Here is an 11,971-nt window from a genome sequence, read left to right as displayed (position 1 = left end):
TACCGGAATCGTTTCTCTGTCGAGTTCATTTGTAAGACGTTGAAAAATAGCCGAACTGGTGGGTTTATCACCTCGCGCGGTTATCGCCAGTCAAAGGCCCGTGGACTTAAGTGCTCGTCGACTTCGTGACAGCGTGCTGGTTGAACGCATTAGTGCTGTTCATAGGGATAATTATGGTGTCTTAGGTGTGCGGAAAATGTGGCATGTGCTTGACCGTGAAGGAATTGATATCGGGCGTGAACACGCTACCCGGCTGATGCGCCTGGCTGGTGTTTCTGGCACAGGCACAGGCGGATCACCAATCACAACCCGAAAAGCTAACGTACCTGATTTGCGCCCAGATGTGATCGAGCGTGAATTTAAAGCTCAAGGTCCGAATAAGCTGTGGGTGGCTGACATTACCTATGTACGGACACGAAAAGGATTCGTCTACACCGCGTTTGTCACCGACGTTTACTCCCGACGGATCGTTGGGTGGGCGTTATCAGATTCGATGCGGACGGAAGCACTGCCGCTGCAAGCACTCAACCAAGCGACCCAAGAGTGCGAGGGACACAACAGGTCTCATTCATCATTCGGATCACGGGTCGCAGTACGTCAGCGTGGTCTACAACGAGCGACTTGCCCAGCACGGGATAACTGCGTCCACCGGGACCGTTGGCGACTTGTATGATAATGCTTTGGCTGAAAACGTTAACGGCCCCTCACAAGAGGTGAGTTGATTCATACCCGCAGGTGGGATGACGTTGTCGAGGTAGAAATCGCGACGTTCGAGTGGGTGTCATGGTGGAACGAAGATAGACTCCACCAAAGCTTGGGATACCGAACCCCAGCCGAGGTGGAAACCGAATTTTGGAAGCAGAACCCGCCACAGGCAATAATAGAAATCAAGGCAAATGCCTAGGAACAAAACTCGGGGCACTTCATCGCTGCTCTCCGCCCAACTTTGCAACAGCACCTATTAAGTTAACTTTACGGATTTTGAGGGTAAGGTTTTATGATCCAGTCTAATAAACCAGGTGTAGGGGCGGTTATCGTAGCCCTAGCTGTCCTATGGCAAGGAATCGGCACTGCGATAGTCGGAGCCCAAGTAGACCCAGAGCTATCTACTTTTACTACGTTTTCAGCGTTTCTTATCGCGGCGATTATCTCCACAGTGGTCTATTTAGCGTTTTATCGTAGAAAATACCGAGCTACGGAAACACCGCATCCCCCATGAAAATGACAACTGCAGCAAGCCTCAATCTGTTTACTGCGGGCGCTTTCTGCTTATTCTATGTTTCCACTACTTTGATGCAGCCCACTGCAGCAAGTGTCATCGAAACAGGAGTCGGCCCTTTTATTGTCGCAGTAATAATGACTTGGTCGGCCAGAAGGCTCAGCAGTTCATTGGTGTCAACAACTGCAGTAGTGGTTCTGGCTCTATGTTTTTTCTTCCTAGGAACGGGAAGCAGTTCACCCCAGTCTTATCTGGGTTTCGCTCTAGCTGTAGGCGCAGGAATTTCTGCGGTAGGAGTGCTTTACTCCTCGCGCTGGGCTACTGAACAAGGGAACAGCGTTCTCACGATTGCAGCAGTGAGGTTTCACTTAGCTTGGATTATTAGCGGTCTCGTGGCTTTCTTTTCCGTGGAAGCGGAGATGCTTCGAGGCTCTACCCTGTCAATCGTCCTGCTATCGGTGATGTGCATTACTTTTCCTATCCTGCTCTTGCAGTGGGGAATTACCTTAGCGCCGCCTTTCATCTCGGCACTGATCATCGCGGCCCTTCCGGCCGTGGTGATGGCTACCGAGGTGGCATTGGGCTCTCAAGTCGAACCAATTCAGTTAACTTTGTTGATGCTCATTGTGGCAATAACCATAAGCCAAGCAATGTGGGGAACACGGAAAAATGAAAATATTAGTAGTTGATGATTCTTCAAGTGGCGCCGATCTGGTGGCAACCCTGCGCCAAAAAAGGGACGTAGAGGTTGCTACTGCTAACCCGCCGTATGCCATCTCAGCTAACGAAGACGGGAGCATTTCCGATCCATGGGCCCTGGTCCTACTCCGGGAATGTAGCCAAGAAAAATTTGACCTTGTTGTGCCGGGAAGCGAATCAGGAGTATCCATAGCTGAGTGGGTTTCAGCTGAGTTAGGACTACCGCATAACGGTAGAGAGAAGATCTGGCACCGTCGCCATAAGCAAGGAATGATTGAAGTTGCTCACCAATATGGACTGCGTGCCCCAAGGTCTGTTACCCTATCCCCGCTTCTGCACAAGACAGCCTTTTTCTAGACCCGTCCCTGGTCAAGGATTGTGTTGTCAAGCCTGTGGGAAGCGGGGGCAGTGACCATGTCTATTTCTGCAAAACAGAACCCGAGACTCTTCAAGCGATTACTACCATTCAAAATTCTACGACTTTGCTAGGAGAAAAATCACCCTCCGTGGTTCTTCAGGAGTACGTAGACGGACCTCAATATTTTGTGAAGGGCCCGAACCCCGGAAAGTGGACACGGGGATTTAATCACGATGCGATAGTAAGTGTAGCTAACCCGGCGTCTTCGAAGGCGTTCGGTGAGCGGTAACCGCACCATGAATGCAATCGTTTGGTGTTGTACCGCGTGCACCACCGAAACACATCCTGGCGGCAGGCCAACTGACTAGTGAAAACAGACTCATCCTGCAGGACTTCCCGCTTCAACGAGGCGTTGAACGACTCCGCCAACGAGTCGTCCGCACTCGTCCCGATCGCGCCCATCGACTGGGTGACACCGAAGCGCACGCATAGTCTCCGGTACTGATCAGAGGTATAAACACTGCCGTGATCCGAGTGGAAGATCGCCCCGTCTAGGCTCCCGCGAACCTTCCGGGCCATCGTCAGGGCTTCTTCAACCAACTCGGTGCGCATGTGATCAGCGATCGCAAACCCCGTCAACTGCCGCGAATAGCAGTCGATAACCGTGGCCAGGTACATATTCGACCCGTCCGCGATCGGCAGGTACGTGATGTCGCCGACGTAGACCGCGTTCGGCCTGTCCGCAGTGAACCGGCGTTGCGGCAGATCCGGAAACCTCGGGGCCCGTTTACTCGACGTCGTCGTTTTCACCCGGCGTTTCCTGGTGAAACCAAAAAGGCCCATCTGCCGCATCAGCCGGGCGGTGCGCTTGTGATTGAGACGGCCGCCCTTGCCCCGGTCGTTGACGGGATCGGAGTTGATCGTCGCAGTCACTCGTTTCGCGCCGTAGCAGCCGTTCTCGGCGTTGAAGGTGGTCTTGATCTGCGCTCCCAGCACCGTGTCATCGACGAGGCGTTGCCGGCGGGCAGGGGCAGCTGATTTCCAGGCGTAGTAAGAGGACCGATTGATTTTCAGGACCTGGCATAACCGCTTGACCTCGTAGAGGTCTCGATGGTCGTCAACGAACCGGAAGCGGTTCACCAGTTCGTCTCTTCCGCGAAATACTTGGCCGCCTTACGAAGGATTTCTCGTTCCTCGCGGAGTTTGGCGTTTTCGCGTTCCAGTACGCGGATGCGCTCGGCGTCCGACAGTCCTGAGGCAACGGTGGCGGAGTCCGACGCGGCGATGAGGCTGGCGACTTTCTCACCGTTGGCATTGGTTTTGGTGCGTGTGCCGAAGGCATCGAGCCAGCTGCGCAGCGAGTTGCGGTTGACCCCGAGATCGGAGGCGATCGCGTTGATCGTTGCTCCGGGAGTCGACTCGTACAACGAGACTGCGTCACGCTTGAACCGCTCGGTGTAGGTCTTGCGTGGCATGGTGGAAAGGTACCTCACTTCCCCAGCGACATGCTGGTTTCAGCGTGTTCACCACCAGGGGGTCAGGTCCGTGAACTTGCGGCCTACTAGATCTGGCATGACGCGGTGACCAGGCTTGCGCCTAGTGGTGGTGCATCGACGCCGTTTGCTAAAGCCTTTTAGTCCCATGGTTTTCATGATGCGTGCAACTTTCTTGTGATTGACCGGGGTATACGCCAGGTCTTCCTTGAGGCTTGCGGCGATGCGTTTAGCTCCGTAAAGCCCGTGCTCATCATCGAAGATGGTTGTGATTCTTGCACCAATAAGACCGTCAGAATATATCTTTAACCTGCGCGTTTTACGGGTGTGGACCCACTTGTAAAACGAGGAACGATTCAGCTTTAACACGTGGCACATCCGTATAAGCCGAGTATTCGGTTCGGTGGTCATCGACACACTGGAAGCAGAACTCCAGTGAGTTGCTTTAAGCAAAATATTTCGCGGCCTTACGCAGGATATCGCGTTCTTCGCGCAGCTTAGAGACTTCTTTTTCCAGCTGGCGGATTCGCGCAGAATCATTCGCCGCTTGGGCTTTATCATGCACTGCTTTTATGCGGGCACGTTTGCCGGTGCCGTACTTTTTGACCCAAGAATGCAGCGAGGCTCGATTGATGCCGAGCTCTGCTGATGCTTTGTTCAGCGAGAGGTCCTCATTGTTCTCATAGAGGGCTACGGCATCGCGTTTGAACTGTTCTCAGTACCTGGACATGGTGGTAGATTACCTTTCTTCCCAGCTCGACTGGGCTGGATATCAGGTGTCCACCAAATGGGGGTCAGGTCCGAACGCAGATAAACATAACCTGCCCCAGCATGGGGCTAGGAGTATGAATCCTGGGCTCCTCCGAACGGAACTGCTAACAGCGTAATGGGCAGGCGGTTGCCTGCCCCCTCGCTGCTAGCTACGCTTGCCCCGCGAGTGCTACCTGGGCCGCGTGCACGGCGGCCTTATCGGCTTCCTGGATGAACCACGAATCGGTGCCGGGAATCGGCGGAGCCAGGGTCGTATCTGGGTACTCGGCGTGGGCGGGGATTCCTACGAGGTGCAGGCGCTCATCCACGGTGCCGTCGGCGTTGTGGACCTGGCGGGTATCGGGGTCCTCCGCAGGCGAGCCGGTAGGTACCTCGATGCCATCGCGAGCGGTTTCCGTAAAGGCGCGCACACGCCCGGTTTCCACGAGGGAGTGCATGAAGGAATCCTGCGGGGTGCGGCGGATATCGGGCTTGTGCACCCAGGCATCGAGAAGCGTCGTGCCCGGGATGCGCTTGCCGCCAGATGCGCTGGAGCTGATGGTCCATTCGCCGGCGTCGGCATTCGTGCCCAAGACGGGGTTGCCGCCGACGAAGCTGACAATGCCGGCATCGACAAGCGCCAGCAATTGCTGCGTGCGGAAGGGCGGCGGGCCGGAGCAGGTGGTCTGCCCCAAGGAGATGGCCTTATCGAACATGTGGTGGCGCGACTCCAAGGTATAGCGGCCCTCGGCGCCCAGAACCTGGGTGGGTTTGCGGGAGAAACCGACCGACCATAGGGCGGCACGCACCGGACTATCCGGGCCTTTTTGGGCCTCTGCCAAGTCCTCGCACAGGCTCTGCACTATGTGCTCGGTGAGCTCCTGCTGGCTGGAAAAATCCTCCGTGAGCAGGTGCATCCAGCGCAGTAGGCTGAAATCCTTGGTGGTATAGCGCGCAATGACCTCATCGAGCTGGGCCAGGCCGTTATAGGCCACGCCTGCATCCACCGGGGTGGCATCGAGGGCGGCGATGATCTCCTCGCGGGAGGCGCGCAGGCTTTCCGGCTCGACGCGGGCGAGGGTATCGATATAGGCCTGGTAGGAATCGCGGGCGACCGCAGGCCATACCTCGGTGTCATAGTTAATGGAGCGCGCGCCCGTGCGGTGGGACAGCTCGGCTACGACCTTTTTCAGGCGCGGGATTTCCGCCGCAGGTGGCAGCGATCCTTCATCGGATTGTGGCAGGAAGGGATAGCCGCGCCGGGAGGCGGCCGCAAAAGTGGGCTCGGTGCCGGTGGCCTCATAGCGCATCCCCCAAGGCTTGGAGGAATCTTCGACGAACTTACCGCCGCGGCCCACGGTGGCCAGGATGAGGATATCGAAAAAGCCCATGCCAAGCCCGCGCACGAGGACCTTCTCATTGTCCTTAATGGAGTCAACGCCCTGGTCAATGGGGTTATCGGCGCGGATCCAGCGCAGGTTGGGGTTTTCTTCCAAGGTCCTGAGAATCCACCGTTCGTTTTCGGTATAACCCTGGTTCTGCCAGCCCGTAACCGCCAAGGTGGAGCCTGCTTCAACGGTGGTGTCGTTGTTGAGGTGCAAAATATCCGCGCTATCGCGGGATTCAATATCCACCACGCGGGCGTGGTGTTGCTTGACCTCTACCCACTCGGGTACATCCTGCAAGACAGAGCGGAAGACCCACAGGATGTAGTGGCCGTACAGCGCGCGCGGCAAATAGGATTCGGGGCGCAGCTTCTCCAGCGCTGCGCGGCCGAATTCCTCAAGCACCTGCGGATCGAGCGGGTGGGCTGCGGCGTAATCGCGAGCGCCGGCGGGAACAGTGGCATCGCCAAGCGTCAGGCGGATCCACTCGTAGATGGTGGGGCCTTCTACCACCGGGGCTTCCACCGTGGATCCGGGCTCAGAAAACAGCGTCATGCCGTGCGCGAAGGTATTCATGCACAGGTACTTGGGCTGGTTGATATCCCAAATCTTGCCGCCGCCGTGCTGCGCATCATCGATAAGGTGCAGCGTCAGCTTTTCTGGCGGGTGAGAGACGGTATTGAGTTGTGCCACGAGGCGCTCGAGGACGGAAATGCCGCGGGGGCCAAGTCCAATCAGCGCGATGGATGAAGTGTTATCGGTCAACGCGGAGCCCTACCTTCTAGCTTATAGACCAAGCGGAATCGTCATAATAGACAATGAAGTCTATCAGCAAGAGCAGTGGCTAAATATGCACCGGTGGCAGCTTGGCGGTGGCAGGGCGCGCTTGCCAGCCGGAACGCTCCGGGTAGGTGTGAAATTAATTCTTGGGCAGGCGGAGTGGTAGACAGATCGGTAGGCAATGCGCGGCGGGGGTGGCGGGCCGAAGCGTTGCCTTAGGAAGCTGGTGCGCGGGTAGGATTGTGGTCATGACAATCAAGGTTCGCGATGCTCACTTACACAACCTGCGCAACGTCGATGTGGATATGCCGCGCGGCCAACTCGTGGCGGTGACTGGAGTATCCGGTTCCGGAAAGTCCTCCCTGGCCTTTGGCACCATCCACGGGGAAGGGCAACGCCGCTACCTGGAATCGGTGGCGCCGTTTGCGCGCCGGCTCATTAGCTCCGCGGTGGACCCACAGGTAAGCCAGGTGGAGGGCTTGCCGCCCACGGTGGCGCTGCAGCAATCCACCTCCGGCGGTGGGGCGCGCTCTACGGTGGGCACGGTCTCCGCGCTATCTAATAGCGTGCGCCTGTTGTACTCGCGCGCCGGGGATAATCCTGAGGGCCTTTACTCTGATGCCTTTTCCCCAAATACCCCAGAGGGCATGTGCCCGCAGTGCCAGGGCGCGGGCGTGGTGCACGAGCCCACCGAGCAATCGATGGTGCCCGATCCCACCTTGTCCATTGAGGAAGGCGCCATTAAGGCCTGGCCCGGTGCGTGGGCCGGGAAGAATTTCCACGATATCCTCATGAACTTGGGCTATGACCTGGATTCGCCCTGGCAAGACCTGCCGCAGGAAGACCGCGACTGGATCCTATTTACCGAAGAACGCCCCGTGGTCACCGTAAAACCCTTGCGCGGCGCGGACCAGATCCAGCGCAATTATGAGGGCACGTGGCGCTCGGTAGCCAGCTACCTCACCAAGACGCTGCAGGAGACCCAATCGGAATCGCTGCGCAAGCGCACCTTGTCCTTCATGGAATCCCGCGAGTGCGATACCTGCCACGGCCGGCGGTTGAACCCGCGGGCGCTCAAGGTGACGTATGCGGGAATGAGCATCGACAAGCTGGGCGCGCTGCCGCTGGACCAGGTCTATGAGGTGCTCAGCGCGCAGGAGCCGGAGGAGAATTCCGCGGAGGATCTGCTGCTCAAACAGGTGCTGCCGGCGCTTACCTCCGCCCTGGAGCTGGGACTGGCGCACCTCAGCCTGGACCGTCCCACCCAGAGCCTTTCGGCGGGTGAATTGCAGCGCATCCGGCTCGCCGCCCAGCTGCGTTCCGGCCTCTTCGGCGTGGCGTATGTGCTCGATGAGCCGTCTGCCGGCCTGCACCCCGATGAGCGCGGGGCGGTGTTGGAGATGTGCCGCCGGTTTATTGACGCCGGTAATTCGGTGCTGCTGGTAGAACACGATATGGATCTGGTGGCCCAAGCGGATTGGCTCGTGGACGTCGGCCCCTACGCCGGTGAGGGTGGCGGCAAGGTGGTCTATTCCGGGCCGGTCCAGGACTACGACGCCGATACCCCCACCGCCCGCGCCTTGGCGCAGCGTGAGCTCGCGCTTGCCGATGCCCCCCGTACCCCCTCCAACCACCTCCGCCTGCGCGGCATTTCCGCGCGCAGTATCGACGGGCTCGATGTGGACTTTGGCCTGGGGCAATTTACCGCTGTGGCCGGGGTTTCGGGCTCCGGTAAATCGACGCTGGTAAGCACCGTGCTGGCAGAAACCCTTAAGGAATCTGCCACCGCCGTAGCCGATGAGGATAAAGATGACGCAGACGAGGGCGGCCACGAGTTCTCGCTTGCTGGGGTAGAAGGCCTGGATAAGGTCTCCCGTCTGGTGCAGATTTCCCAAAAGCCCATTGGTCGCACCCCGCGTTCCACGCTGACCACCTATACCGGCCTTTTCGATAACGTGCGCAAGCTCTTTGCCTCCACCCCGGAGGCCAAGGTGCGCAAGTGGACGGTCTCGCGCTTTTCCTACAACGTCAAGCAGGGTCAGTGCCCCACCTGTGGTGGCGCCGGAAAAATCGAGGTAGAACTGGTCTTTTTGCCGGGTTCCTATACCACCTGCCCGCAATGTGGTGGTGCCCGCTTCAACGATGAGACCCTCGAGGTGACCTGGCACGGGCGCAGCATCGCAGAGGTGCTGGAGCTCACCGTGGATGAGGCCGCCGAGTTCTTTGCAGAGGAACCAAAGATCCACCGCGCCATCGCCACGCTGCAGGCCGTGGGCTTGGGGTACCTCCGCTTAGGACAAGGCGCGCCGGAGCTTTCCGGCGGTGAGGCGCAGCGCATCAAGCTCGCCACGGAGCTGCAGCGCTCCCGCAATTCGCGGCGCGGGCACACGGTCTACATGCTGGATGAGCCCACCACCGGCCTGCACCCGGCTGATATTGCCCTGCTCAATGCGGAGCTGCACAAGCTTGTCGATGCCGGGCATACCGTGATCGTCATCGAACACGATCTCAACGTTCTGGCCAGCGCGGACCGCATCATTGAGATGGGCCCTGGCGCCGGTGCAGACGGCGGGCAGATCATCGCTGATGCCACCCCAAGCCAGCTGGCTGCTGAAGATACCGCGACCGGTAGGGCGCTGCGGGCGCGCCAACCTCAGGGCTAGCACCCTCTCCCTCGGTTCGGCGCTGGCATCGGGGAGATTCCCTGGGATCTCACAGGAAAATGATGTACATCTGGTAGGCATGACAAATAATGGCTTTGGTGAAAACGGTTCCAATGGCCGAAAAGGCTCTCATGATGATGGCCGCGGCACTGACGAGACCCGCCAGTGGTCTGGCCCGGCCGAGGATGCCACGCGCCAGATAGGCCGTGTTCCAGATAATGCGGGCGGTAATGCCCGCAACCAGCGCCCACAGCAGTATTTCCCGGGCGCGCAGCAGCCGCAGAATGAGACGCGGCAATTCGACGCGAACGCCGATTACCAGCAGAATTACCAACAAAACTACCAGCAGCCCGGCGGGCAATATGGCCAGCAGCAGTACGGCCAACAACAGTATGGCCAGCAACAATACGCCCAGCAGCAGTATGAGCCGGTGCCGTCGGACTATGACCCGGACCAGCGCGGTAGGGGAAAGAAGAAAAACGGCGGGATGGCCGGGGTCTTTGCCGCCATCGCCGTGGTTGCCATCTTGGCGGCGGGCGCCCTGTTTTTCTTGTGGCGCAATGCCGCGAGCGATGCCGATAAGCCGGCGCCAGAACCGGTGACGGAAACCACGACCACGCAGGTGCCCACCACGGTGACCGAAACTGAGGATGCGGGCCCTGGCATTTCTGAGCGCTTGCGCAATCTGCCAAACCTGCAAGACGAGCTCCCCGAAGATATTCCTTCCGAGCTGCCACCGGAAATCCGGGACCGCCTGGAAGAAAGCAATGACCTCGACGTGGAACGCCTCTTGCGGGATCTCCTTGGCAATAGCGGCAACCAGCAGCAGGGCTAATACATAGTAGCAGCGGCGCGGTACGGTGCGGCGGGATTGCCGATTGCCCGCCGCCGCGCCGCAGTAGGTAAAATCTGGCAGCATGAATGAATCGATGCAGCTGGCTGAACAGGTAGCCGCCCAAGTGGCGCGCCACCTTAGCGATGTGGTGCTGTGCCCGGGATCCCGCAACGCACCGCTGTCCCTAGCGCTCCTCGCGCGCGAGGATATCCGGGTGCATACGCGCATTGATGAGCGCGGCGCTGCGTTTACCGCCTTAGGCATGGCGCGCGTGCAGCACCGCCACGTCGGGGTAGTGATGACCTCCGGAACGGCCGTGGCAAATACGCTGCCCGCGATGGTTGAAGCGCACTATTCGCACACCCCGCTCGCCATTATCAGCGCGGACCGCCCAGAACGGTTGATCGGTACCGGCGCCTCCCAAACCATCGTGCAAGACGGCATCTTCGGCGTCTATGCGGATACCACCCAGGTCAACGCGGAAGAAGATATCGCCGCCATTGCGGAGCGGTTTACACAAGACCTCCAAGTGCACATCAATATCGCCTTTGACGCACCGCTGGTAGGAGATAGCCTGCCGGAACCTGTAGGTGGCGATGGCACTCGCGCGGCCACCCCACGGTTTTATGACCACGGCGAGGTCGCGGTGGACTTGAGTAAAAATACCCTCGTCATCGCTGGCGATGAGGCCTGGGAGGTCGAGGGCTTGGAAGACGTGCCGACCATCGCGGAGCCCTCCGCGCCGGGACCCTTCCACCCCGTGCACCCGGCCGCGGCGCACATTTTCCGCAAGGCGCAGGTCTCCGCCAATGACTACGTGGTCAATACCAAGGTTGAGCAGGTCATCGTGGTGGGCCACCCCACGCTGCACCGCGGCGTGCTCGCGCTGATGAATGACCCAGATATCGACCTGGTGGTGCTCTCGCGCACGGCGGACTTTACCAACCAGCGCGGGGATAACGCGCGCCTTGGCACCACCGTTAAGACCACCGGGGAGCCAAGCCGCGAGTGGCTCAAGATTTGCCAAGGCGCGACCGACATGGCCGGCGAGGCCGTGCGCGCAACATTGGAGGATGAAGAACTCGGGTTCACCGGCCTGCACGTAGCGGCGGCGGTAGGCGATACGCTTGCGGTCAATGACACGGTGGTCCTCGGCGCCTCGAATCCGGTGCGCGATGCCTCCCTCATCGGTATGCCCTTCGATGGCGTGGATACCTACGCCCCGCGCGGGGTGGCGGGCATCGATGGCACCGTCTCCCAAGCCATTGGTGTCGCCCTAGCCACGCAATCGCTGGATCCCACCAATTGGCGCGCTCCACGCGTGATGGCGCTAGTAGGGGATGTGACCTTCCTGCACGATGCCAATGGGCTATTGATCCCGGAGGACCAGCCGCGGCCAGAAAACCTCACCATCGTGGTGGCCAATGACAATGGCGGCGGCATCTTTGAAACCCTGGAACAAGGCGCGCCCGCGCTTCGCGATGCCTTCGAGCCGGCCTTTGGAACGCCGCATGGGGTGGGCATCGACAAGCTGGCAGAGGCGTATGACGCAGACTACCGCCTGGTGACCACCCCGCAGGAGCTGCTGGATACCCTGGCAGAGCTCAAGGAATACTCCACGGGCATCACCATCGTAGAGGCGCAGACCACCCGTGCTACGCGCCGGACGCTGCAGGATAAGCTCACGCAGAAGGTGGGCCAGTAAGTGGCCCCGCGCTATACGCCCGCGGTTTTTCGGCGCCGGCTGCACCAGCTCGTGCTGGCCATTTATGTGGCGCTGATCGTGGGC

Annotated in this window: 9 protein-coding genes and 1 pseudogene; 6 read left to right on the top strand and 4 right to left on the bottom strand. The window is 59.4% G+C overall.

Annotated elements, in window-relative coordinates:
- The first annotated feature begins 58 nt into the window (after window positions 1-58).
- The 3 genes from ABRP98_RS11010 (at window position 59) to ABRP98_RS11000 (ending at window position 1,908) form a co-directional block, all read left to right on the top strand.
- A complete protein-coding gene (locus ABRP98_RS11010) occupies window positions 59-673 on the top strand; it encodes a DDE-type integrase/transposase/recombinase (RefSeq protein ID WP_349859247.1) in 615 nt (204 codons plus the stop codon).
- Between the two features lie 45 nt (window positions 674-718).
- The gene (locus tag ABRP98_RS11005; RefSeq protein ID WP_349859245.1) at window positions 719-904 is read left to right on the top strand and encodes an integrase core domain-containing protein; all 186 of its coding nucleotides are present in this window, start codon (window positions 719-721) and stop codon (window positions 902-904) included.
- Between the two features lie 317 nt (window positions 905-1,221).
- The gene (locus ABRP98_RS11000; RefSeq protein WP_349859244.1) at window positions 1,222-1,908 is read left to right on the top strand and encodes a DMT family transporter; all 687 of its coding nucleotides are present in this window, start codon (window positions 1,222-1,224) and stop codon (window positions 1,906-1,908) included.
- A 596-nt stretch (window positions 1,909-2,504) separates the two neighbouring features.
- On the opposite strand, the gene ABRP98_RS10995 is transcribed toward ABRP98_RS11000, so the two are convergent.
- The 4 genes and pseudogenes from ABRP98_RS10995 to ABRP98_RS10980 all read right to left on the bottom strand — a co-directional run bounded on the left by ABRP98_RS10995 (window position 2,505) and on the right by ABRP98_RS10980 (window position 6,669).
- A protein-coding gene (locus tag ABRP98_RS10995) for an IS3 family transposase (RefSeq protein WP_349859242.1) occupies window positions 2,505-3,751 on the bottom strand; the annotation gives its coding sequence in 2 pieces (ribosomal slippage) (window positions 2,505-3,427 and window positions 3,427-3,751; 1,248 coding nt in all).
- 48 nt (window positions 3,752-3,799) lie between these two features.
- On the bottom strand, window positions 3,800-4,138 hold the full coding sequence (locus tag ABRP98_RS10990) for an IS3 family transposase (protein ID WP_349859240.1): 339 nt from the start codon (window positions 4,136-4,138) through the stop codon (window positions 3,800-3,802).
- 76 nt (window positions 4,139-4,214) lie between these two features.
- A pseudogene (locus ABRP98_RS10985) lies at window positions 4,215-4,472 on the bottom strand (transposase); the annotation flags it as partial.
- A 217-nt stretch (window positions 4,473-4,689) separates the two neighbouring features.
- On the bottom strand, window positions 4,690-6,669 hold the full coding sequence (locus tag ABRP98_RS10980; RefSeq protein WP_349859238.1) for an FAD/NAD(P)-binding protein: 1,980 nt from the start codon (window positions 6,667-6,669) through the stop codon (window positions 4,690-4,692).
- Between the two features lie 263 nt (window positions 6,670-6,932).
- Between ABRP98_RS10980 and ABRP98_RS10975 the strand changes: the two genes are divergently transcribed.
- From ABRP98_RS10975 to menD, 3 genes are all read left to right on the top strand, one after another.
- A complete protein-coding gene (locus ABRP98_RS10975) occupies window positions 6,933-9,347 on the top strand; it encodes an excinuclease ABC subunit UvrA (RefSeq protein WP_349859236.1) in 2,415 nt (804 codons plus the stop codon).
- Window positions 9,348-9,426: 79 nt separating this feature from the next.
- Window positions 9,427-10,182, top strand: a complete 756-nt coding sequence (locus ABRP98_RS10970) for a hypothetical protein (RefSeq protein WP_349859234.1) — start codon at window positions 9,427-9,429, stop codon at window positions 10,180-10,182.
- Between the two features lie 82 nt (window positions 10,183-10,264).
- Window positions 10,265-11,887, top strand: a complete 1,623-nt coding sequence (menD, locus tag ABRP98_RS10965) for a 2-succinyl-5-enolpyruvyl-6-hydroxy-3-cyclohexene-1-carboxylic-acid synthase (protein ID WP_349859232.1) — start codon at window positions 10,265-10,267, stop codon at window positions 11,885-11,887.
- Window positions 11,888-11,971: the final 84 nt, after the last annotated feature.

Source organism: Corynebacterium sp. KPL2838, assembly GCF_040225455.1.
Classification (GTDB): Bacteria; Actinomycetota; Actinomycetes; order Mycobacteriales; family Mycobacteriaceae; genus Corynebacterium; species Corynebacterium rhinophilum.
Note: the sequence above shows the minus strand (reverse complement) of the source record. Positions and strands in the feature narration are given on the sequence as shown.